The organism is Pseudomonas sp. efr-133-TYG-23 (genome assembly GCF_030209215.1).
Classification (GTDB): domain Bacteria; phylum Pseudomonadota; class Gammaproteobacteria; order Pseudomonadales; family Pseudomonadaceae; genus Aquipseudomonas; species Aquipseudomonas rhodesiae.
This window is the reverse complement of record NZ_JARVSL010000013.1, coordinates 53,295-74,312: the sequence shown is the minus strand read 5'-3', so window position 1 is coordinate 74,312 and position 21,018 is coordinate 53,295. Positions and strand designations below refer to the sequence as shown.

Annotated in this window: 24 protein-coding genes and 1 tRNA gene; 22 read left to right on the top strand and 3 right to left on the bottom strand. The window is 57.7% G+C overall.

Going from position 1 to position 21,018, the window contains the following annotated elements; all coding sequences use genetic code 11:
* Nucleotides 1–45: 45 nt before the first annotated feature.
* The gene (locus QRN41_RS08125; RefSeq protein WP_285421430.1) at nt 46–963 is read right to left on the bottom strand and encodes a putative 2-dehydropantoate 2-reductase; all 918 of its coding nucleotides are present in this window, start codon (nt 961–963) and stop codon (nt 46–48) included.
* 123 nt (nt 964–1,086) lie between these two features.
* Between QRN41_RS08125 and QRN41_RS08120 the strand changes: the two genes are divergently transcribed.
* The gene (locus tag QRN41_RS08120) at nt 1,087–1,572 is read left to right on the top strand and encodes a YajQ family cyclic di-GMP-binding protein (RefSeq protein ID WP_034100192.1); all 486 of its coding nucleotides are present in this window, start codon (nt 1,087–1,089) and stop codon (nt 1,570–1,572) included.
* 122 nt (nt 1,573–1,694) lie between these two features.
* The gene (locus QRN41_RS08115; protein WP_167416671.1) at nt 1,695–2,537 is read left to right on the top strand and encodes a mechanosensitive ion channel family protein; all 843 of its coding nucleotides are present in this window, start codon (nt 1,695–1,697) and stop codon (nt 2,535–2,537) included.
* A gap of 183 nt (nt 2,538–2,720) precedes the next feature.
* Here QRN41_RS08115 and QRN41_RS08110 read toward each other — a convergent pair whose 3' ends face one another.
* Nucleotides 2,721–4,001 carry an OprD family porin gene (locus QRN41_RS08110; protein WP_094065441.1) on the bottom strand — a complete coding sequence of 427 codons (1,281 nt, stop codon included), beginning with the start codon at nt 3,999–4,001 and terminating at the stop codon, nt 2,721–2,723.
* 746 nt (nt 4,002–4,747) lie between these two features.
* Between QRN41_RS08110 and QRN41_RS08105 the strand changes: the two genes are divergently transcribed.
* Together QRN41_RS08105 and QRN41_RS08100 are read left to right on the top strand one after the other, a co-directional pair.
* Complete coding sequence (locus QRN41_RS08105; RefSeq protein ID WP_094065440.1) at nt 4,748–5,173, top strand: HIT domain-containing protein; 426 nt, start codon at nt 4,748–4,750, stop codon at nt 5,171–5,173.
* 3 nt (nt 5,174–5,176) lie between these two features.
* Nucleotides 5,177–5,383, top strand: a complete 207-nt coding sequence (locus QRN41_RS08100) for a SlyX family protein (protein ID WP_034139135.1) — start codon at nt 5,177–5,179, stop codon at nt 5,381–5,383.
* Between the two features lie 69 nt (nt 5,384–5,452).
* On the opposite strand, the gene QRN41_RS08095 is transcribed toward QRN41_RS08100, so the two are convergent.
* Nucleotides 5,453–6,055: a cold-shock protein gene (locus QRN41_RS08095; RefSeq protein ID WP_034139134.1), complete on the bottom strand. Its 603-nt coding sequence runs from the start codon at nt 6,053–6,055 to the stop codon at nt 5,453–5,455.
* 400 nt (nt 6,056–6,455) lie between these two features.
* Here QRN41_RS08095 and QRN41_RS08090 point away from each other — a divergent pair, with 400 nt between their 5' ends.
* The 18 genes from QRN41_RS08090 to nadA all read left to right on the top strand — a co-directional run bounded on the left by QRN41_RS08090 (nt 6,456) and on the right by nadA (nt 21,013).
* Nucleotides 6,456–6,929: a Dps family protein gene (locus QRN41_RS08090; RefSeq protein ID WP_034139133.1), complete on the top strand. Its 474-nt coding sequence runs from the start codon at nt 6,456–6,458 to the stop codon at nt 6,927–6,929.
* A gap of 180 nt (nt 6,930–7,109) precedes the next feature.
* Nucleotides 7,110–7,451: a ribbon-helix-helix domain-containing protein gene (locus QRN41_RS08085; RefSeq protein ID WP_034100178.1), complete on the top strand. Its 342-nt coding sequence runs from the start codon at nt 7,110–7,112 to the stop codon at nt 7,449–7,451.
* Nucleotides 7,452–7,621: 170 nt separating this feature from the next.
* Nucleotides 7,622–7,843 carry an FmdB family zinc ribbon protein gene (locus QRN41_RS08080; RefSeq protein WP_003193872.1) on the top strand — a complete coding sequence of 74 codons (222 nt, stop codon included), beginning with the start codon at nt 7,622–7,624 and terminating at the stop codon, nt 7,841–7,843.
* A gap of 108 nt (nt 7,844–7,951) precedes the next feature.
* A complete protein-coding gene (gene aspS / locus QRN41_RS08075) occupies nt 7,952–9,727 on the top strand; it encodes an aspartate--tRNA ligase (RefSeq protein ID WP_034139132.1) in 1,776 nt (591 codons plus the stop codon).
* A 149-nt stretch (nt 9,728–9,876) separates the two neighbouring features.
* The gene (locus tag QRN41_RS08070) at nt 9,877–10,623 is read left to right on the top strand and encodes a YebC/PmpR family DNA-binding transcriptional regulator (protein ID WP_094065439.1); all 747 of its coding nucleotides are present in this window, start codon (nt 9,877–9,879) and stop codon (nt 10,621–10,623) included.
* Between the two features lie 158 nt (nt 10,624–10,781).
* Nucleotides 10,782–11,306 (top strand): crossover junction endodeoxyribonuclease RuvC, encoded by a 525-nt coding sequence (gene ruvC / locus QRN41_RS08065; protein WP_034100171.1) that lies wholly within the window; start codon nt 10,782–10,784, stop codon nt 11,304–11,306.
* Between the two features lie 67 nt (nt 11,307–11,373).
* Nucleotides 11,374–11,985: a Holliday junction branch migration protein RuvA gene (ruvA, locus tag QRN41_RS08060; protein WP_034100169.1), complete on the top strand. Its 612-nt coding sequence runs from the start codon at nt 11,374–11,376 to the stop codon at nt 11,983–11,985.
* Nucleotides 11,986–13,044 (top strand): Holliday junction branch migration DNA helicase RuvB, encoded by a 1,059-nt coding sequence (gene ruvB, locus QRN41_RS08055; protein WP_034100167.1) that lies wholly within the window; start codon nt 11,986–11,988, stop codon nt 13,042–13,044. It abuts the gene before it with no gap.
* A 139-nt stretch (nt 13,045–13,183) separates the two neighbouring features.
* Nucleotides 13,184–13,639: a tol-pal system-associated acyl-CoA thioesterase gene (ybgC, locus tag QRN41_RS08050; protein WP_034100165.1), complete on the top strand. Its 456-nt coding sequence runs from the start codon at nt 13,184–13,186 to the stop codon at nt 13,637–13,639.
* Nucleotide 13,640: 1 nt separating this feature from the next.
* Nucleotides 13,641–14,336: a protein TolQ gene (tolQ, locus tag QRN41_RS08045; RefSeq protein ID WP_010208111.1), complete on the top strand. Its 696-nt coding sequence runs from the start codon at nt 13,641–13,643 to the stop codon at nt 14,334–14,336.
* A gap of 23 nt (nt 14,337–14,359) precedes the next feature.
* Entirely contained in the window at nt 14,360–14,812 is a 453-nt protein-coding gene (gene tolR, locus QRN41_RS08040; RefSeq protein ID WP_162276712.1) for a protein TolR, read from the top strand.
* Nucleotides 14,812–15,885 (top strand): cell envelope integrity protein TolA, encoded by a 1,074-nt coding sequence (gene tolA, locus QRN41_RS08035; RefSeq protein WP_034139130.1) that lies wholly within the window; start codon nt 14,812–14,814, stop codon nt 15,883–15,885. The genes tolR and tolA overlap by 1 nt, the downstream gene beginning before the upstream one ends.
* Nucleotides 15,886–15,902: 17 nt before the next feature.
* Nucleotides 15,903–17,183, top strand: a complete 1,281-nt coding sequence (gene tolB / locus QRN41_RS08030) for a Tol-Pal system beta propeller repeat protein TolB (protein ID WP_034100158.1) — start codon at nt 15,903–15,905, stop codon at nt 17,181–17,183.
* A gap of 55 nt (nt 17,184–17,238) precedes the next feature.
* Nucleotides 17,239–17,739 (top strand): peptidoglycan-associated lipoprotein Pal, encoded by a 501-nt coding sequence (gene pal / locus QRN41_RS08025; RefSeq protein WP_034100156.1) that lies wholly within the window; start codon nt 17,239–17,241, stop codon nt 17,737–17,739.
* Between the two features lie 6 nt (nt 17,740–17,745).
* Entirely contained in the window at nt 17,746–18,579 is an 834-nt protein-coding gene (ybgF, locus tag QRN41_RS08020; RefSeq protein WP_034100154.1) for a tol-pal system protein YbgF, read from the top strand.
* A gap of 164 nt (nt 18,580–18,743) precedes the next feature.
* A complete protein-coding gene (queE, locus tag QRN41_RS08015) occupies nt 18,744–19,391 on the top strand; it encodes a 7-carboxy-7-deazaguanine synthase QueE (RefSeq protein ID WP_034139129.1) in 648 nt (215 codons plus the stop codon).
* A gap of 147 nt (nt 19,392–19,538) precedes the next feature.
* Nucleotides 19,539–19,614: transfer RNA gene (locus tag QRN41_RS08010), tRNA-Lys, on the top strand.
* Nucleotides 19,615–19,954: 340 nt separating this feature from the next.
* Nucleotides 19,955–21,013 carry a quinolinate synthase NadA gene (nadA, locus tag QRN41_RS08005; protein WP_034100151.1) on the top strand — a complete coding sequence of 353 codons (1,059 nt, stop codon included), beginning with the start codon at nt 19,955–19,957 and terminating at the stop codon, nt 21,011–21,013.
* The last annotated feature ends 5 nt before the right edge of the window (nt 21,014–21,018 follow it).

The following is a 21,018-nucleotide window of genomic DNA, read 5'->3' as shown; positions in this document are numbered from 1 at the left end:
AGGGTTTTTCCAGGAGATAGACAGGCGGGCAGGGTAGCGCGTGGTTCAGTCGCGGGGCAATCCGCGCGCGCGCAGCTCGTCGACCAGACGCTCGTGCAACTGCTGCAAGTGAGGCAGGTTCAATTGGTGACGGGCTGCCGCCTGGCAAGCATAGCCCAACAGATAGCTGATTTCGGTGCGTCGAGCATTGGCGACGTCCTGATACATGGACGAATAATTGGCGGCAGTGGCGTGAATCACCCGCTCCACTTCATCCTGTAAATCCAGGGCTGCGGCAGGCTGGCCAGCGCATTCCAGCAGTTCGCTCAACTCCCTGCACAAGGTTGCCACTTCACAGCGATGGTTTTGCAGGCCGCCGTTACGGCATTGGTAAAGCACGGTCAGTGGGTTGATCGCGCAATTAAGCGCCAGCTTGCGCCACAGGCGCGTCAGGATATCGGTACTCCAGGCGTGGGGGATGCCGGCGATGTGCAGGTCATCCAGCCAGAGTGGGGGCGTCGGATGGCGGGCGTCTCCCAGCCAGGTGTAACCATGGCCGGCGAATACCACGCGCCAGTCGCCGTCGCGGAAAGCGCCCTCGGTGCTGGAGGCAAAGATGCAACGCGCCAGGGGCAACTGCGCGGCCACCGCGTCCTGACTGCCCAGGCCGTTCTGCAGCAGAATCAACTCGGCATCCGGTACCAGGCGCGGTTGCAGCTGTGCGATTGCCGCTTGGGCGTCGTAGGCTTTGCACGCCACCAGAAGGCGATGGATCGGCGTCGGGCTGTCGGGCGTTTCGCCAATCACCGGGTAGGTATGTGCTTCACCATGCTCCACCAGGGTCAGCCCGTTGCCCGCCTGATAACTGGCCAGGCGCGTCTCGTCGCGCAGGATCAAGCGCACAGGCACGCCCGCGCGCGCCAGCCGTGTGGCCCAGAGTGTGCCCAGGCTGCCGGCGCCGAGAATATGCCAGGTGGTCGACATCAGTTTGTACTCCGCAAGGTCGCTCACAGTGAACGGGACGAAAGAACCGCTATAATGCCCCGGCATTTTAGCTCGGGCGCGCTCCATCTCTACTGAACCCGCCCCTTATATTGGAGAAATCACATGCCTTCGTTCGACGTGGTATCTGAACTGGACAAACACGAAGTCACCAACGCCGTCGAGAACGCCGTCAAGGAGCTGGACCGTCGCTATGACCTGAAGGGCAAGGGCAGCTTCGAATTCAAGGAAAAGGAACTGACCGTCAACCTGACCGCTGAAGCCGATTTCCAGCTGGAAGCGATGATCGAGATCCTCAAGCTGTCCCTGGTCAAGCGCAAGATCGACGCGCAGTGCCTGGAAATCAAGGACGCCTACGCCTCTGGCAAGCTGATGAAGCAGGAAGTCATCCTCAAAGAAGGTATCGACAAGGAGCTGGCGAAGAAAATCGTCGCGCATATCAAGGACGCCAAGCTCAAGGTCCAGGCCGCCATCCAGGGCGAGCAGGTACGCGTCACCGGTAAGAAGCGTGACGACCTGCAAGAGGCCATCGCGGCCCTGCGCGCCAAGTCCTTCGACATGCCGCTGCAGTTCAATAACTTCCGCGACTGATGGCTGCCTGGGGAACCCAGGGGCGTTTTTGACGTCCCACCCCCCAATAATTGCGCCTACTCTTGAGCCCTGCGGGGCTCAATTGCTTTAAGCGCCGACCGTCCATAAACAGGAGAACAGCAATGGACTTGAACGCTGAAGTAGATCGTCTGGTCAAGACTTCCCAGTCCTGGATCCCGATGATCATGGAATACGGCAGCCGGGTTTTGCTCGCCGTTATCACCCTGGCCATCGGCTGGTGGTTGATCAATAAATTGACCCATCGCGTGGGCCGTTTGCTGGCGGTACGCAACGCTGACCTGGCGTTGCAGCATTTCATCACCAGCCTGGCGAACATCGTGCTCAAGGTGATGCTGATTGTCAGCGTGGCCTCGATGATCGGTGTAGAAACCACCTCCTTCGTCGCCGCTATTGGTGCCGCCACCCTGGCCATTGGTCTGGCGTTGCAAGGCAGCCTGGCGAACTTTGCCGGTGGGGTGCTGATTCTGCTGTTCCGCCCGTTCCGCATCGGCGACTGGATCGAAGCCCAAGGTACCTCGGGCACCGTCGACAGCATTCAGATTTTCCACACGGTGCTGCGTACGGGCGACAACAAAACTGTCATCGTGCCGAACGGCATCCTGTCCAACGGGATCATCACCAACACCAACCGTCAACCGACCCGCAAGGTGGTGTTCGACGTCGGTGTGGACTATGAAGCCGACCTGCAGAAAGCCCGCGAAGTGCTACTGGAGCTGGCCAAGGATCCTCGCGTACTCGCAGATCCAGCTGCTGTGGCTGTGGTGTCCACTTTGGGTGACAGCTCGATCACCGTTTCGCTGCGCTGCTGGACCAAAACCGCGGATTACTGGGACGTGATGTTTATGCTCAATGAATTCGCACGTGACCGTTTGAAAGCGGCGGGGATTGATATTCCATTTCCGCAGCGGGTTATTCGTGTAATGCAGGAAGCTGCGTCGAAGTAAAAAACTTAGGCGCGTTTAACTTGGCCGAAAGGTCAGGTTAAACGTATCACTTTAGTTTAGTTAGTTAGCTTGCTAGTTATTTATTTAAAGCTCCGCAATAAAAAAGCCGCTCCCTTGAAAGCAAGGGAGCGGCTTTTTATTTAAGGCCAGGGCCTTAAGTCATCGTTGTAATTGAACCGGCAATTACAAGATGTTCAGCGGGTAGTTCGCGATCAGACGCAGTTCGTCGATCGAAGGCGAACCGTAGTAAACGCCATCCCCGGAGCGATAGGTTGCTTGACGCAGACGCAAGCTGAGGTTTTTAGCTGGACCGCTCTGTACAACGTACTTGGCTTCGATGTCGCGTTCCCACTCTTTGCCGTTCGAGGTAGTGCCGGTGTTGGCGCCGCTGCCGGTCACGTAGCGAGTCATGAAGCTCAGGCCAGGAATGCCGAAGGTGGCCATGTTGATGTCGTAACGTGCCTGGTAGGACTTCTCGCCTTCAGCGTTGAAGTCGGAGCGAGCCACGGAGTTGGCCAGGAAGACCGAGCCGCCGCCGTCTACACCATAGCCGTAGTCGCCGTCGCCGGTGACCTTCTGGGCTGCCAGAGTGAAGGTGTGAGCGCCGATGGTGTACGCACCCTGCAAGCTGAATGCGCGGTTGTCGAGCTTGGTTACACCATCTTTCTCGGCACGCTGAAGGCCTGCGCCGTCGCTCTTGGTGTCGTAGATGTTGAAGTCAAGGGCAAAGGACTGGTCATCGCTCAGGGCATGGGTCCAGTTCAGGTTGCTGTAGTACTTGCGGAAGTAGTCTTCGGTTTTCGCGTAGTACAGGCTGCCGGTGAACTCTGGGGTAAACGAGTAGACGCCGCCGACAAAGTCAGTCTTGGTCAGGCCAAGGCTGTCATGGTAGGTCTGGTTCTGCGCGACGCTGGAAGTGAAGTGACCGCCTTCCAGTTTCAGGCCCTTGATTTCGTTGCTGGTGATCGAGATACCTTGTGGCAGCTCAGGCAGCAGACGGCTGTCATCGGAAGCGAACACAGGAGCGGTGGTGTACTGGTCACCGATTTTCAGCACGGTATTGGAGATACGGAACTTAACAGCGCCGCCGCCTTTGGAGTAATCGTCTTGCGAGCGACCGTCTGAGCCGGTTGGGAACAGACCGGTGCCTGCGCGACCTTTACCGCTGTCGAGTTTGACACCCATCAGGCCGATTACATCCACACCCACCCCGATAGTCCCCTGGGTGAAGCCCGACTCGTACAGGGCGTTGAAGCCCAGGCCGGTTTCTTCTGCACGGCTCTTGCTGCCAGGGCCCGACGGGTTGTTACGGAAATCGCGGCTGAAGTACAGAGCGCGAGTATTGATGCTGAAAGTGCTGTCTTCAACAAAGCCCTTGGAATCGTCCTGGGCGGACGCCATTGCGAACTGCGAGGTACCGGCTGAAACAGCCAGTGCGATCATGCTCCACTTCATCACGCGCATCGTGATTTGCTCCTTTGGTTTTCGGAAGAGTACTGCCGTCCCACCTGTATTTTTATCTGGGCGGCTCTTTCTTTTTTGTGTCGGCGCAAAGTTATATCACGCAGACCCTATTGACGATACTTACCCATCTTTCCTTTCAGCTTCTTTACGAGGCTGTCGTAAATTGCTAGCTCCATGTCGCAAATTCACAGCCCAAAATGTATCTGGACTGACAACTTCAGTACTGTTTCAAAACTCCCTAAGAAGTTCGAATGCATCCTTGCCTCGTACTGACTCGCTGTTGTTTTTTATCGCGAAACACCGGTTTCCGAACCCGTGCCGTTGCCGACGATGTGGGTGTGAATGCAACAAGCGTGCTCAAAGCGGTAACCGAATGTCATTTTTTCGTGAAAAAAGTTCCGTGCCTGCGAAAACCGCATAAGTACGGGCTTTTTACGCCGTTTGGTTAGGGCTTGACCTCTCTGTGGAATGCATGTTGTCAGGTGTAAAAAATCGGTTCTTGTGTGAAACGTTACCGGTTCACCCCGTTAGGTGGGTAGTCGGCGGATCCCTTTGAGGCACGGGCGGGTCATTTTGGTGCGTCTCGGCAGGGCCCGTTCTAGCGTAGCTCAAATATTTACCTGCATCGAAAGGGTGCAGGTTTTTTGGCCGGCTGCCTCGCGGGCTTATCTTCAATCGTTGTGAAGCGGCCGGCATTCGAAGGTATGCTGGGGCCTGATTCTGACTTGCCGAATGGAGTGCCCGCGGTGTTCGCCCTAGATCAACGCCTGCAACAAGACACACTGGTCATCGGGGACTTCCCGTTATGCCGCCTGCTGCTGTCCAATGACTCGAACTACCCCTGGTTTATCCTGGTCCCGCGCATCAACGGTATCAGCGAGGTGTTTCACCTGGATGTCGCAGATCAACAAAAGCTCTGGGAAGAGACGACCGGTCTGGCGCAGTTGCTCAACGATGGTCTGGGCGCGGATAAAATGAATATCGGCGCGCTGGGTAACGTCGTCAGCCAGTTGCATGTGCATGTGATCGTGCGCAAACGCGACGACGCCGCCTGGCCTGCTCCGGTATGGGGCAAGCATCCGGCTCGCCCTTATACCCAAGAACAGGTGGTGGCCTTGCGTGCGCGTCTGCGCGAGCTGCTGCCCGCCGATTTCAATTTTGCCCAGGACTGAATCATGGACTTGCAAGACCGTGTTACCGACCTGGAAAGCCGCCTGGCCTTTCAGGATGACACCATTGAGACCCTTAACGACATCCTGGTCACCCAGCAACGCGCGGTCGAGCGGCTGCAGCTGCAGATAACCGCGCTGCTCAAGCGTCAGGAAGAGATGGGCGGCCAGTTCGAAACGTCCGAAGAGGAAGCGCCACCGCCTCACTATTAAAGAGGGGCCATGAAAAAACCGCGACCCAGCTAGGCTGGATCGCGGTTTTTTTTGCTGCCAGGGCTGGAGTCAGCGGCGCGGCAGTGCAGCGATCACGTCTTCGGCTTGCAAGCCTTTGTCGCGATTCATTACGGAGAACTCCACGCGCTGGCCTTCCACCAGGACACGATGGCCTTCGCCGCGAATGGCCCGGAAGTGGACGAAGATGTCGTCGCCCGAATCGCGGGAAATAAAGCCGAAGCCTTTGGAGGTGTTGAACCACTTGACGGTACCGGTATCCCGATTGGTCATGTCGTAGGTTTGCGACGCGGCCGCCGGAGATGAACGGTAGAAGCTGATAGCCAGATGAAGAGCGATTGCGACCACAGCAATGACCAGGCTGAGCAGGATGGCCGGGTGGCCGCCCACTTCAGGCATGGGTGCCAGGAGGGTGAGGGTTTGTACGACAACGGTCAGAACCAACAGCGCGCTGACCAGGTTTTGCAGTTGATGACGAGTGCCCTTGTTCCAGTACGGGACCACGGGTGCCAACGTCAGGTTAAGAAGGCCGAACAGTGCCAGGTACAGCGCGTCGTGTTGTTGCAGGTACGGCAGGCTCTCTGGTTGCAGGCTCGGTATAAAGGACAGCAGCAAAGCTGCAACGCCCGTTAGCAGGTGGACGATTTTCAACATTTTGATTAACTCACGTTAAGACGGATCACTAGGAAGAGCTGACTGGCACGGTTCGCTTCTGAACAATGGGAGGCGTTGGGCACGTGCGCGGGTATCAGCCTATGCCGGCCATCGCAGACATTAACGATGGCGACACGCTGCCTATTTAACAGCAAAGGCCGTGCCTTCTCAAATCAAGCATTTCGGGGTGTTGCAAGGGGCGGGGCATTTCCTTGGCAAACGCTTGTCCTAGACAGGTGTGCTTGTTTTGGAATGGCTTTTTAGGATATTTCCTACATTGATTGGCGAATTACCACTCAAGGGCGATTTGTCGCACCTCGCTCGCTGCGCGTCACCTGTGCGCTTGCTAGAGTGGTGTTGCACCTGATCAATGAATGCTTGTCAATTGAAGGGGATAAACATGGCAATCGATATCGGTATCAGTGAAGAAGATCGTAAATCCATCGTCGATGGGCTTTCGCGGCTGCTTTCCGATACCTATGTACTGTACTTGAAGACCCACAACTTCCACTGGAACGTCACGGGCCCCATGTTTCGAACGCTGCACCTGATGTTTGAGGAACAGTACAACGAGCTGGCGCTGGCGGTGGACTCCATTGCCGAACGTATCCGCGCACTGGGCTTCCCGGCGCCGGGCGCTTATTCGATCTACGCCCGTCTTTCCTCGATCAAGGAGGAGGAGGGCGTGCCGGGCGCCGAAGAGATGATCCAGCAACTGGTGGCGGGCCAGGAGGCCGTTACGCGTACTGCCCGCGGCATCTTCCCGTTGCTCGACAAGGTCAGCGATGAGCCGACTGCGGATCTGCTCACCCAGCGTATGCAGGTCCACGAAAAGACCGCGTGGATGTTGCGCTCCCTGCTCGAAGCCAAGTAAGCCGAGCCTGAGCGGCGCCGTCCTGGCGTCGCTCGCTCGTTTCTGCACGCTTCCTGGCGTTGTCCTACAGGTATCGACTCCCCGTCTTCTGGCTGACCCCGTACTTCCTGCTGTTTGATAAGCCCACTGTCCAATGGGAGCAACCCATTGGCTGCTGTTTGGCAATGGAGTGTCAGGTGTATGTCACGCGCAGTGAGTAATGGAGTCATGGAATCCTGTGGCTTTCATCAGATAAAGATCGATCCCTTTGCCAAAGGGTTCGATATGGGGTTGGCAAGGCCATTGTCCCGATCAGTCAGGCTCAACGGGTTTTCGACGTGCCTGCGACTTGAGCAGATCTATTGGAATATCCTTACGGAAATCGCCAGGATCAACGCCTGTTCAGTCAGTGCGTTACTGTCTTATGTCGATCGGGAGGTGCACTTGCGTTATGGAGGTGTAAAGAACTTCAGCGGTTTGGTCAGGGTGGTGTGCGTGGTTCACCTGTTAAAAGGCCGTACGGCTGCGCCCGACCCGGAGTAAACAAAGGTGCCCGGGGTCGGCTCGCTGTGTTGGCGGGCTGGCTCCCGGGCAGAAAGCCGGCTGCGCTGGCTCGATTTACCAGATATAATCCCGCGCTTTGCTGCGCAGGCCGGGGCTTTACCCTTCGGTCAGGCGTGGCGCAGTAACGATCTGTTCGCCGAGACATCGCCATGCCCATGTACGACTATCAATGTGCTTCCTGTGGTCATCAGTTGGAAGCCATCCAGAAGATCAGCGCCGCGCCGTTGGTCGATTGCCCGGCCTGCCAGGCTCCTGAACTCAAGAAGATGTTGTCCATGCCGGGCTTTCGCCTCAGTGGCAGCGGCTGGTACGAGACCGATTTCAAGACCGGCGCCAAGAAGAATCTGGCGGGCGGCGACAAAGCAGACTGAGTTGAACTCTACGCGCAGGCTCCTGCATTATCCGTCACCTGGCTTATATGAACGGTGACGAGGCGGGCCTCCACCGAATTTCGAATTACGAGAAGTGAAACCACGACCATGATGCGCAGCCACTATTGCGGCCAACTGAACGAGACCCTGGAAGGTCAGGAAATTACCCTTTGCGGATGGGTTCACCGTCGCCGCGACCACGGCGGGGTGATCTTCCTCGATATCCGTGATCGTGACGGTCTGGCCCAAGTGGTGTTCGACCCGGACCGTGCCGAGAGCTTTGCCGCCGCCGACCGCGTGCGCAGCGAATACGTCGTGAAAATCACCGGCAAGGTGCGTCTGCGTCCGGCAGGTGCCGTGAACAAGAACATGGCCTCCGGCGGTATCGAGGTGTTGGGCTACGAACTGGAAGTGTTGAACGAGTCGGAAACCCCGCCGTTCCCACTCAACGAATACTCCGACGTCGGCGAAGAAACCCGCCTGCGCTACCGCTTCCTGGACCTGCGTCGTCCGGAAATGGCCGAGAAGCTGCGTCTGCGCTCGCGCATGACCACCAGCATCCGTCGCTTCCTCGACGAGAATGGCTTCCTCGACGTTGAAACGCCGATCCTGACCCGGGCCACCCCGGAAGGCGCGCGTGACTACCTGGTGCCTAGCCGCACCCACGCCGGCAGCTTCTTTGCCCTGCCGCAATCGCCACAGCTGTTCAAACAGTTGCTGATGGTGGCCGGCTTCGACCGTTACTACCAGATCGCCAAGTGCTTCCGCGACGAAGACCTGCGCGCCGACCGTCAGCCGGAATTCACCCAGATCGACATCGAGACCAGTTTCCTCGATGAGAAAGAGATCATGGGCCTGACCGAGCAGATGATCCGCAACCTGTTCAAGGAAGTATTGGGCTTGGAGTTCGGTGACTTCCCGCACATGACCTTCGAAGAAGCCATGCGTCGCTACGGTTCCGATAAGCCTGACCTGCGTAACCCGCTGGAACTGGTGGACGTGGCCGACCAGCTCAAAGAGGTTGAATTCAAGGTGTTCAGCGGCCCGGCCAACGACCCTAAATGCCGCATCGCTGCCCTGCGCGTGCCTGGCGGCGCGAGCATGCCGCGCAAGCAGATCGACGACTACACCAAGTTTGTCGGCATCTACGGTGCCAAGGGCCTGGCGTACATCAAGGTCAACGAGCGCGCCAACGGCGTTGATGGCCTGCAATCGCCCATCGTGAAGAACATCCCGGAAGCCAATCTGAACGTGATCCTCGATCGCGTGGGTGCGGTCGATGGCGACATCGTGTTCTTCGGTGCCGACAAGGCCAAGATTGTCAGCGAAGCGCTGGGCGCGCTGCGGATCAAGCTGGGCCACGACCTGAACCTGCTGACCTGCGAATGGGCGCCGATGTGGGTCGTTGACTTCCCGATGTTCGAAGAGAACGACGACGGCAGCTTCAGCGCCTTGCACCACCCGTTCACCGCGCCGAAATGCTCCCCGGCCGAGTTGGAGGCCAACCCGGCGGGCGCACTGTCGCGCGCTTACGACATGGTGCTCAACGGCACTGAGCTGGGTGGCGGTTCGATCCGTATCCACCGTAAAGAGATGCAGCAAGCGGTCTTCCGTCTGCTGGGCATCGACGAAGCGGAACAGGAAGAGAAATTCGGCTTCCTGCTTGACGCCCTGAAGTACGGGGCCCCGCCCCACGGTGGTCTGGCCTTCGGTCTGGACCGTCTGGTGATGCTGATGACCGGTGCCCAGTCGATCCGTGAAGTGATCGCTTTCCCGAAAACCCAGAGTGCCGCGGACGTCATGACCCAGGCACCGGGCGTAGTGGATGCCAAGGCATTGCGCGAGCTGCATATCCGCCTGCGCGAGACGCCAAAGGCTGAGTAAAGCCGCTGCGTGAAAGCGCACTGAGGTTTACGCAGTCTAAAAAGGCGCATCTTCGGATGCGCCTTTGCGTTACAAGGGTTGTGTTTTAAAGAGAAAGGTCCGGCCTGGGGCGGGATTGATCAGGTTTCTAGAGAATTCGGAGTTGTGTTATGGCTGGCCATTCCAAGTGGGCGAACATCAAGCACCGCAAAGAGCGTCAGGATGCCAAGAAAGGCAAGATCTTCACCAAGTGGATTCGCGAATTGACCGTCGCTGCCCGTCAGGGCGGCGGTGATCCGGGCTCCAACCCGCGTCTGCGCCTGGCGCTGGACAAGGCGCTGGGCGCCAATATGAGCCGCGACATTATTGATCGCGCCGTGGCCCGTGGTGCCGGTGCTGCCGATACCGACGACATGGTCGAGCTGACCTACGAAGGCTACGGCCCGGGCGGCGTGGCGGTGATGGTCGAGTGCATGACCGATAACCGTAACCGTACCGCCGCAGCCGTACGCCATGCGTTCAGCAAGTGCGGTGGCAACCTCGGCACAGACGGTTCGGTGGCCTATCTGTTCGAGCGCAAGGGGCAGATCACCTTCGCGCCGGGCACCAATGAAGACGCGCTGATGGAAGCGGCGATGGAGGCGGATGCCGACGACGTGGTCACCAACGACGACGGTTCCATCGATGTTTTCACCTCGTTTGCCAGTTTCTATGCTGTGCGCAATGCATTGGAAGCTGCGGGATTTAAAGGCACCGACGCAGAAATCGTGATGCTGCCGACGACCAGTGCCGAACTGGACCTGGAAGGCGCGCAGAAAGTGTTGAAGCTGCTGGATATGCTTGAAGATCTGGACGATGTACAAAACGTCTATTCGAATGCCGATATTCCAGAGTCAGTGGCCGAACAGCTAGGCTGAAGCACGATGTGGATTGATGGTGGTAGGGGGCTTGTCCCCGATAGCGGTGTATCAGTCGCTGTATGTGGCGACTGATACTCTGCAATCGGGGGCAAGCCCCCTCCCACATTGAATCTTCCCTGTATCAAAAAATGTGTTTAACCCAACCCGCAGGCGTTATGACTTTAATCCTAGGTATCGACCCCGGTTCGCGCATCACCGGCTTTGGCGTGGTGCAGCAGACTCCGCGTGGCTGCGTCTACGTTGCGTCGGGTTGTATTCGTACCGGTTCGGGGGAGTTGGCCGAGCGCTTGCAGATCGTCTATCGCGGCGTGCGTGAAGTGATCCAGACCTACGGGCCGGTGACCATGGGTATCGAAAAAGTGTTTATGGCCAAGAACGCCGACTCGGCGCTCAAACTCGGCCAGGCCCGTGGTGCGGCCATTGTTGCTGGCGCGGAGGAGGGCATGGAGATCGCCGAATACACCGCGACCCAAGTCAAGCAGGCTGTGGTCGGTACTGGTGGTGCCAATAAAGAGCAGGTGCAGATGATGGTCATGCACATGCTCAAACTCACGGCTAAACCGCAAATCGACGCCTCCGACGCCCTGGCCATTGCCATCTGCCATGCGCACACCCGTTCCAGTCTGCTGCCTCATGGCCTGGGTACGGCACGCAGTCGTGGCGGTCGCCTGCGTCTCTGATAGCATCAGCGCAATCGTGATTTCCGGTCAGGCGTTGATCTGACCCTAAGTGTTAAGGATCTGTACCGTGATTGGACGTTTGCGCGGCACCCTGGCTGAAAAGCAGCCGCCGCACCTTATTTTGGATGTCAACGGGCTGGGCTATGAGCTGGAAGTGCCCATGACCACCCTGTATCGCCTGCCGTCGGTCGGCGAGCCGCTCACGCTGCATACCCATCTGGTGGTGCGCGAAGACGCGCAATTGCTCTATGGTTTCATTGGCAAGCGCGACCGTGACTTCTTCCGCGAACTGATCCGCCTCAATGGCGTGGGACCGAAACTGGCGCTGGCCTTGATGTCCAGTCTGGAAGTAGACGAACTGGTGCGCGCCGTATCGGCGCAGGATACCTCGGCGCTGACCAAGGTGCCGGGCGTCGGCAAGAAAACCGCCGAGCGTTTGCTGGTGGAACTCAAGGACCGCTTCAAGGCCTGGGAGGTGGTGCCGAGCATGTTTGCCTTGGTGCCGAACCAGCCTGATATGCCGGCGTCCCAGGTTGCCAGCGCCGAAAGCGATGCCGTCAGCGCGTTGATTTCTTTGGGCTACAAACCCCAGGAGGCGAGCAAAGCGGTATCGGCCATCAAGGATAAGAACCTGAGCAGTGAAGACATGATCCGCCGCGCCCTGAAGGGAATGATTTAAGTGATTGAAGCTGATCGTCTGATCGCGGCCACCGGCCCGCGCGACCGTGAAGAAATCCAGGACCGGGCCATCCGCCCCCTGAGCCTGGCTGAATACATCGGCCAGCCCACTGTGCGCGAGCAGATGGAGCTGTTCATCCAGGCGGCGCGCGGGCGCAGTGAATCCCTGGATCACACGTTGATCTTCGGTCCGCCGGGGCTGGGTAAGACCACCCTGGCCAACATCATTGCTCAGGAAATGGGGGTGTCGATCAAGTCCACCTCAGGTCCGGTGCTGGAACGTCCCGGTGATCTGGCAGCGTTGTTGACCAACCTAGAGCCGCACGATGTGCTGTTTATCGACGAAATCCACCGGCTCTCGCCGATTGTCGAAGAAGTGTTGTACCCGGCGATGGAAGATTTCCAGCTCGACATCATGATTGGCGAAGGCCCGGCGGCTCGCTCGATCAAGCTCGATTTGCCGCCGTTCACTTTGGTGGGCGCCACCACGCGAGCGGGGATGCTGACCAATCCGCTGCGAGACCGTTTTGGGATTGTTCAACGTCTGGAGTTCTATAGCACGGCGGATCTGGCCACGATCGTCAGTCGTTCGGCGAGCATCCTTGGCTTGCCGCTGGACCCTGAAGGCTCATTTGAAATCGCTCGGCGTGCCCGGGGCACACCGCGTATCGCCAACCGTTTGCTGCGGCGGGTGCGGGACTTCGCCGAAGTGCGCGCCAAGGGGCACATTACCAAGGCGGTGGCCGACCTGGCGCTCAACCTGCTGGATGTGGACGAACATGGCTTCGATCATCAGGATCGGCGTCTACTCTTGACCATGATCGAAAAGTTCGACGGTGGCCCGGTAGGCGTGGACAGCCTGGCCGCTGCCATCAGCGAAGAACGCCACACAATCGAGGATGTGCTCGAGCCTTACCTGATCCAGCAGGGCTACATCATGCGCACGCCAAGGGGGCGGGTGGTGACGCGTCATGCTTATCTGCATTTTGGATTAAACATTCCGTCACGATTGGGCGAGATGCCCGTGGTAGACGAATTCCTTGATGCAGTGGACGATTAAAAGCGCTTGGCTCGACGATTTATTCGAGGTTTGTGCTGTCCCAGTGACTGGCGTCGTCATTCTGTCAGTGAAAATGTTTCAGAGAATGAAAAAACAGTTGCCTGGCCGGATTGGCAACCTCAGGAGTAAGCACTAGAGTATGCGCGCGCAAAACGGGGATCAGTCGTTCGCACATCGCTGTCGCGTTTATTACGAGGACACCGATGCCGGCGGCATCGTTTATTACGTCAATTACCTTAAGTTCATGGAACGGGCTCGAACCGAGCGGCTACGGGAGCTGGGCTTTGCCCAATCCCAGCTGGCAGGGGAGGACCTGTTATTCGTCGTGCATTCCAGCGAGGCGCGTTATCACGCCCCGGCGCGACTGGATGATGAACTGCTGGTTAGCGCTGAAGTCATCGAATTGAACCGTGCCAGCCTGCGCTTCAAACAGCAGGTCAGGCGGGCAACGGATGCAACGCTGCTCTGTGAGGGGCAGTTTTTGGTGGCGTGTGTACGCACCAACAGTTTGAAACCTCGGGCCATTCCCGAAACTCTACGTGTGGCCTTTGCCGCCGTGAGCGGCGCGGGTAAACAATCAAAGCAGGAGATTTAGCGTGGAACCTACCGTCGTCGACCATTCCTCCATGTGGAGCCTGGTCAGCAATGCCAGTGTTGTGGTTCAACTGGTCATGCTGACCCTGGTAGCCGCATCGGTTACCTCTTGGGTCATGATTTTTCAGCGCAGCAACCTGCTGCGTGCCGGTCGACGTGCCCTGGAGAGCTTTGAAGAGCGCTTCTGGTCGGGTATCGACCTGTCCAAGCTCTATCGCCAGGCCGGCAGCAACCCGGACCCGGATTCGGGTGTGGAGCAGATCTTCCGTGCTGGCTTCAAGGAATTCTCCCGTCTGCGCCAGCAGCCAGGCGTAGACCCGGAAGCGGTGATGGAAGGCGTGGCTCGCGCCATGCGCGTCGCCATTTCCCGCGAAGAAGAGAAGCTTGAGCAGAGCCTGCCTTTTCTTGCCACCGTTGGTTCCGTCAGCCCGTATATCGGCCTGTTCGGTACGGTGTGGGGGATCATGAACTCCTTCCGTGGTCTGGCCCAGGCTCAACAAGCGACCCTGGCCACCGTGGCCCCCGGTATCGCCGAAGCCCTGATCGCCACTGCAATCGGTCTGTTTGCCGCCATCCCTGCGGTGATCGCCTATAACCGCTTTGCCGCACGCGGCGAGAACCTGATTGGCCGTTACTACACCTTCGCCGATGAATTCCAGGCGATCCTGCACCGTAAAGTGCACACCAGCGAAGAATAAGCAGGTACCTCCCGATGGCTTTAATCACTCGAGCTCGAACCAAGCGCAAGCCGGTCGCCGAGATGAACGTAGTGCCTTACATCGACGTGATGCTGGTGCTGCTGGTGATCTTCATGGTGACCGCGCCGATGCTCAACCAGGGTGTGAAAGTTGATCTGCCCAAGGTTTCTAGCGAAGCCTTGCCGCAAGACAACAACACTCAGGTGCTGACCATTTCGATCAAGTCCGACAAGACCTATTACTGGAACCTTGGCAGCGAAGTCGACACTCAGAAGCAACAGGACAAGGCCCTGACGTTGCCGGCGATGACCGATGCGGTGACCAAGATCATTCGCGCCGGTAACGAAGGTGGCAAGCACACCCAAGTATTCATCCGCGGTGACAAAGCAGTCGACTATGGTTCCGTCATGGGCGCCATGGGCGGGCTGCAGAAGGCCGGCGTCGGTAACGTTGGCTTGATTACCGAGGCGCCCTGATGCACCAACAGCGAGAGCCGTCCGCCTCGGAAAGCTACTTCTGGCCTAGCGTTTGGGCGATTGCCCTGCACGTCCTGGTCTTCGGCATGCTGTTCGTCAGCTTTGCCATGACCCCTGACCTGCCGCCAGCCAAGCCTATCGTGCAGGCGACCCTGTATCAGCTGAAATCGAAAAGTCAGGCCACTACCCAGACCAATCAGAAGATTGCGGGTGAGGCGCAGAAGTCGGCCGCGCGTCAGACTGAAGTCGAGCAGATGGAACAGAAGAAGGTCGAGCAGGAAGCGGTGAAGGCTGCTGCGGAACAAAAGAAAGAAGAGGCGGCTCAAAAGGCCGAGGAATCGAAAAAGGCAGACGAAGCCAAGAAGGCCGACGAGGCGAAAAAGGCTGATGAAGCCAAAAAAGCCGAGAAAGCTGCCGAAGCCAAGAAGGCCGAAGAGAAACAATTGGCTGATATAGCCAAGAAGAAAGCTGAAGAAGAAGCCAAGAAAGCTGCCGAAGAAGAGGCCAAGAAAAAGGCCGCTGAGGAAGCCAAGAAGAAGATAGTCGAAGACGCGAAGAAGAAAGCCGCCGAAGACGCCAAGAAAAAAGCTGAAGCAGACGAGGCGAAGAAAAAAGTCGCCGACGAAGCGAAGAAGAAAGCTGCCGCCGATGCCCAGAAGAAAAAGGCTCAGGAAGCAGCGCGTAAATCCGCCGAAGAGAAAAAGGCCCAGGCCTTGGCAGATTTGCTTTCCGACACGCCGCAGCGTCAGCAAGCCTTGGCCGATGAGCGTGGCGATGAAGTCGCGGGCAGTTTCGACGACCTGATTCGGGCGCGGGCAGCAGAAGGCTGGACACGTCCACCTTCGGCACGCAAAGGCATGACAGTAGTACTGCAGATCGGCATGTTGCCGGACGGTACGGTGACTTCGGTCAGCGTGGCCAAGTCCAGTGGTGACGGTTCGTTCGACAGTTCGGCGGTTGCCGCGGTCAAGAACATTGGCCGGTTGACCGAGATGCAGGGAATGAAACCAAGCGACTTCGCTCCCTATCGTTCATTCAAGATGACATTCACACCTGAGGATCTAGCCTTGTGAGAAACCTTCTTCGAGGAATGCTTGTCGTTATTTGCTGTATGGCAGGGATAGCGACGGCGGATGAAAAGAACATCCTGGTTACCAGCGGTAGCGATCGGGCCACTCCGATCGCGGTAGTGCCGTTCGGTTGGCAAGGCGGCAGTGTATTGCCGGACGACATGGCACAGATCGTCAGTGACGACCTGCGCAACTCCGGTTATTACGCGCCAATTCCAAAAGGCAACATGATCAGCCAGCCAAACCAGGCCAGCGAAGTCGTGTTCCGTGACTGGAAAGCCGTTGGCGCCCAGTACCTGATGGTCGGCAACATTGTGCCGGCCGGCGGCCGCTTGCAAATCACCTACGCGTTGTTCAACGTGGCGACGGAGCAGCAGGTCCTGACCGGCAGCGTGTCGGGCACCACCGAACAATTGCGTGACATGGCCCACTACATTTCGGACCAGTCGTTTGAAAAGCTCACCGGTATCAAAGGTGCTTTCTCTACGCGTCTGCTCTATGTAACGGCTGAACGCTTTTCGGTAGATAACACGCGCTACACCCTTCAACGTTCGGACTACGACGGTGCGCGGGCAGTGACCTTGCTGCAATCGCGCGAGCCGATTCTGTCGCCGCGCTTCGCACCGGACGGCAAGCGTATTGCCTATGTGTCCTTCGAACAGAAGCGTCCACGTATCTTTGTGCAGCATATCGATACCGGTCGCCGTGAGCAGATCACCAACTTCGAAGGCCTTAACGGCGCGCCTGCCTGGTCACCGGATGGCTCGCGCCTGGCGTTTGTGCTGTCTAAAGATGGCAATCCGGATATCTACGTGATGAACATGGCTTCGCGTCAGATCACCCGTGTTACCAGCGGCCCGGGCATCAATACCGAACCGTTCTGGGGCAAGGATGGCTCGACCATCTACTTCACCTCCGACCGTGGCGGTAAGCCACAAATCTACAAGTCCAGTATTGGCGGTGGCGGTGCGGAACGAGTGACCTTTATCGGTAACTACAACGCCAACCCTAAACTGTCGGCTGATGAAAAGACGTTGGTGATGATTCACCGTCAGGATGGTTTCACTAATTTCCGGGTTGCGGCCCAGGATTTGCAGCGCGGAACCGTAAAAATCCTTACAGATACCAACCTTGATGAGTCAGCTACTGTTGCGCCCAACGGCACCATGGTAATCTACGCCACCCGCCAGCAGGGCCGGGGAGTCTTGATGCTCGTGTCCATTAATGGACGCGTAAGGCTCCCGCTTCCTACCGCACAAGGCGAAGTCAGAGAACCATCCTGGTCCCCTTACCTGAACTGACGCGGCGCTACAAAAAGATTTGCTTAACACACTGGGGTTCATTAGGAGTTTCACGATGGAAATGCTGAAGTTTGGTAAGTTTGCTGCTCTGGCTCTGGCTCTGTCCGTAGCCGTTGGTTGCTCGTCCAAAGGCGGCGACAATGCCGGTGAAGGCGCAGCTGTTGATCCAAACGCTGGTTATGGCGCTAACACTGGTGCAGTTGACGGCTCCCTGAGCGAAGAAGCTGCTCTGCGCGCGATCACTACTTTCTACTTCGAATACGACAGTTCGGACCTGAAGCCAGAAGCCATGCGCGCTCTGGACGTTCACGCGAAGGACCTGAAAGCTAACGGCGCTCGCGTTGTTCTGGAAGGTAACACCGACGAACGTGGTACTCGTGAGTACAACATGGCACTGGGCGAGCGTCGTGCTAAAGCCGTTCAACGCTACCTGGTCCTGCAAGGCGTTTCGCCAGCTCAGCTGGAACTGGTTTCCTACGGTAAAGAGCGTCCAGTTGCTACTGGCCACGACGAGCAGTCCTGGGCTCAAAACCGTCGCGTCGAACTGCGTAAGTAATTCGTCATGCGAACGTGCCGTCGTGCTCTAACTGTATTGGCTCTCAGCTTCGCACCGCTTGCGGTGTGGGCTGCGGTTCCTGTGGAAGATAGCAACTCTGGCTATAACAATAGCGGGAGCAGTTATCCGCCAGCGGGTTATGGCACGAACGGCGCCTATGCTGGGGGGGCGGCTACGTCCGCGCCCTCGGCACAGGGCGAACTGTTCAACCAGCTGCAACGCATGCAGGATCAACTTGCGCAGCAACAAGGCGCGATTGAAGTTCTGCAGAATCAAGTGAACCAGCTCAAGCAAGAAGGCCTGGAGCGATACCAGGATCTTGATCGACGTATAGGAGCCGGCGTTACACCTGCCGCTACTCCTGATAATTCTTCTGCCGGTGGCGCGCCAAGCGCTGCTGCCGGTGGTGCAGCAGCCGGGGCGGCCGCTAGCCAAGCCCCCGCCGCCAGCAGCGAACCGGGTGACCCAGCGAAGGAAAAGCTCTATTACGATGCTGCCTTCGACCTGATCAAAGCCAAGGACTTCGATAAAGCCAGCCAGGCTTTTACCGCATTTCTGCGCAAATACCCCAACAGCCAGTATGCGGGCAACGCTCAATACTGGCTTGGCGAAGTCAACCTCGCCAAGGGTGATTTGCAAGGTGCCGGCCAGGCATTTGCCAAGGTCAGTCAGCTGTACCCCAAGCACGCCAAGGTGCCGGACTCGCTGTATAAGCTGGCTGACGTAGAGCGCCGCCTGGGTCATACCGACAAGGTCAAAGGCATTCTGCAGCAAGTAGTGGCCCAATATCCGGGGACGTCCGCTGCCCAGTTGGCTCAACGCGACCTGCAACGCTTGTAAGCGAAGCGGCCCGTTTAGAAGAAACCCGCGCCTGGCGCGGGTTTTTTCGTTAGAATCCACGCCCTTTTATGAAACACGCTTCTTGGGGTCTACGCGTTGGCGGGGTTCCTGGAAGTGCCTGACGGAGGCGGACAGCCTGTTTAGCTGTTACGCCCGTGGCGACTATGCAAGACACATTACGTATTACCGAAGTTTTTTACTCGTTACAGGGTGAAACGCGAACCGCAGGCCTGCCTACTGTATTTGTACGGCTGACAGGTTGCCCTCTGCGTTGCCAGTACTGTGACAGCGCTTACGCCTTCAGTGGCGGCACCGTGCGTACCCTCGACGATATCCTGGAGCAGGTGGCAGGTTTCAAGCCCCGTTACGTCTGCGTGACGGGTGGTGAGCCCCTGGCACAGCCCAATGCCATCCCGTTGCTCAAACAGCTGTGTGACGCAGGTTATGAAGTGTCTCTGGAAACCAGCGGCGCCCTGGATATCTCTGCGGTCGATCCTCGCGTGAGCCGCGTGGTCGACCTCAAAACTCCGGATTCAAAAGAGGCGCATCGCAACCGCTACGAGAATATGGATCTGCTGAGCGTCAACGATCAGGTCAAGTTCGTGATTTGTTCTCGTGATGACTACGATTGGGCAGTATCAAAGCTGATTCAGTATGGTCTTGAGCGGCGCGCAGGTGAGGTGCTGTTCTCCCCAAGCCACCATGACCTGAATGCCCGTGACCTGGCCGACTGGATAGTGGCAGACAATCTGCCGGTGCGCTTGCAGCTGCAACTGCATAAATACCTGTGGAACGACGAGCCGGGTCGTTGAAATTCAGCTTCTCGGGCTCGGCCTTGGTGGGTTGTATGGGGCTTGCAAATAGCCTGAATCACGGCGATAAGGTGTTTTTTCTGATTTATTTTAAATAAAGTGTTGAATAGTCCTTAGAAATCAGTATTATACGCGCCACCACACAGCGGGTCGTTAGCTCAGTTGGTAGAGCAGTTGGCTTTTAACCAATTGGTCGTAGGTTCGAATCCCACACGACCCACCATTTTTAGCGGTTTAGAAAATCCGGAAGGCCCACGTAAGTGAGGATTTCCGGGTTTTTTTTTGCCTGCGATTTGGGGGGCGGACGGAGTCGGAAAGGTTTGAAAAGACGCCTCGGGCAGTTCTACAGCGATGATCTCGGAGGTTCCCATTTTTTACCCGACAGGCACCCCCGCGAATACCAGATTAGGCTTTTGAATCCATTCGATATTCTGTAGCCTTGCCCAGCTTCAGTTTCACCCGTGCTTGATGAACACAATCACTTCGTCCGGCGGTGCCCGAAGGGCTCCAGAGCCGGTGGTACACTCGACTTTCGCGCTTCTGCGCCTGCAGGTCTTGCGAACATGACGCACATTTCCGAACGCTTACTGGTTCAAGCCCATCTCGACGCCAAGCAGCCTAAGGCTCTGAGCGCCGAAGAAGAGGCGAGCCTGCGTACCGCCATCGCCGCTGAGCTCAAAGCTCAAGACGCGGTACTGGTTGCCCACTTCTACTGCGATCCGGTGATTCAGGCCCTGGCCGAAGAGACCGGTGGCTGTGTCTCCGACTCCCTGGAAATGGCTCGCTTCGGCGCCGCGCACCCGGCCAAGACCGTGCTGGTTGCCGGCGTGCGTTTCATGGGGGAGACGGCCAAGATCCTTACACCTGAAAAACGCATTCTCATGCCTACGCTTGAAGCGACCTGCTCTTTGGACCTGGGCTGCCCGGTAGATGAGTTTTCGGCGTTTTGCGATCAGCATCCCGAGCGTACCGTGGTGGTGTACGCCAATACCTCGGCTGCGGTGAAGGCGCGGGCTGATTGGGTGGTGACGTCCAGCTGTGCGCTGGAAATTGTCGAGAGTCTGATGGACAACGGCGAAACCATCATCTGGGGCCCGGATAAACACCTGGGCACCTACATCCAGCGCCAGACCGGCGCCGACATGCTGCTGTGGGACGGTGCCTGCATCGTCCATGAGGAGTTCAAGTCCAAGCAGTTGGAAGATATGAAGGCGCTGTACCCGGATGCAGCCATCCTGGTGCACCCGGAGTCTCCCACGTCGGTGATCGAGCTGGCCGATGCGGTGGGCTCCACCAGTCAACTGATTGCCGCCGCGCAGCGTTTGCCGAACAAGACTTTCATCGTGGCGACCGACCGCGGGATCTTCTACAAGATGCAGCAGCTATGCCCGGACAAGGTCTTCGTAGAAGCGCCTACGGCCGGCAACGGTGCGGCATGTCGCAGTTGCGCACACTGCCCGTGGATGGCCATGAATACGCTGGAGCGCACGCTGCAGTGCCTGCGTGAGGGCAGCAACGAGATCTTCGTCGAACCGTCGGTAATCCCACAGGCTGTGAGACCGCTCAAGCGCATGCTGGATTTTACTCAGGCTGCGCGCCTGAAGCTGGCCGGTAACGCATAGTCGAG

Coding starts and splice junctions, on each gene's coding strand:
- QRN41_RS08070 (WP_094065439.1), top strand. CDS start 9,877: ATGGCTGGCCATTCCAAGTGGGCGAACATCAAGCACCGCAAAGAGCGT.
- QRN41_RS08120 (WP_034100192.1), top strand. CDS start 1,087: ATGCCTTCGTTCGACGTGGTATCTGAACTGGACAAACACGAAGTCACC.
- pal (WP_034100156.1), top strand. CDS start 17,239: ATGGAAATGCTGAAGTTTGGTAAGTTTGCTGCTCTGGCTCTGGCTCTG.
- QRN41_RS08125 (WP_285421430.1), bottom strand. CDS start 963: ATGTCGACCACCTGGCATATTCTCGGCGCCGGCAGCCTGGGCACACTC.
- QRN41_RS08085 (WP_034100178.1), top strand. CDS start 7,110: ATGTCACGCGCAGTGAGTAATGGAGTCATGGAATCCTGTGGCTTTCAT.
- tolA (WP_034139130.1), top strand. CDS start 14,812: ATGCACCAACAGCGAGAGCCGTCCGCCTCGGAAAGCTACTTCTGGCCT.
- queE (WP_034139129.1), top strand. CDS start 18,744: ATGCAAGACACATTACGTATTACCGAAGTTTTTTACTCGTTACAGGGT.
- QRN41_RS08080 (WP_003193872.1), top strand. CDS start 7,622: ATGCCCATGTACGACTATCAATGTGCTTCCTGTGGTCATCAGTTGGAA.
- aspS (WP_034139132.1), top strand. CDS start 7,952: ATGATGCGCAGCCACTATTGCGGCCAACTGAACGAGACCCTGGAAGGT.
- ruvC (WP_034100171.1), top strand. CDS start 10,782: ATGACTTTAATCCTAGGTATCGACCCCGGTTCGCGCATCACCGGCTTT.
- nadA (WP_034100151.1), top strand. CDS start 19,955: ATGACGCACATTTCCGAACGCTTACTGGTTCAAGCCCATCTCGACGCC.
- ybgC (WP_034100165.1), top strand. CDS start 13,184: ATGCGCGCGCAAAACGGGGATCAGTCGTTCGCACATCGCTGTCGCGTT.
- QRN41_RS08115 (WP_167416671.1), top strand. CDS start 1,695: ATGGACTTGAACGCTGAAGTAGATCGTCTGGTCAAGACTTCCCAGTCC.
- tolB (WP_034100158.1), top strand. CDS start 15,903: ATGCTTGTCGTTATTTGCTGTATGGCAGGGATAGCGACGGCGGATGAA.
- QRN41_RS08100 (WP_034139135.1), top strand. CDS start 5,177: ATGGACTTGCAAGACCGTGTTACCGACCTGGAAAGCCGCCTGGCCTTT.
- QRN41_RS08095 (WP_034139134.1), bottom strand. CDS start 6,055: ATGTTGAAAATCGTCCACCTGCTAACGGGCGTTGCAGCTTTGCTGCTG.
- ybgF (WP_034100154.1), top strand. CDS start 17,746: ATGCGAACGTGCCGTCGTGCTCTAACTGTATTGGCTCTCAGCTTCGCA.
- QRN41_RS08090 (WP_034139133.1), top strand. CDS start 6,456: ATGGCAATCGATATCGGTATCAGTGAAGAAGATCGTAAATCCATCGTC.
- QRN41_RS08110 (WP_094065441.1), bottom strand. CDS start 4,001: ATGCGCGTGATGAAGTGGAGCATGATCGCACTGGCTGTTTCAGCCGGT.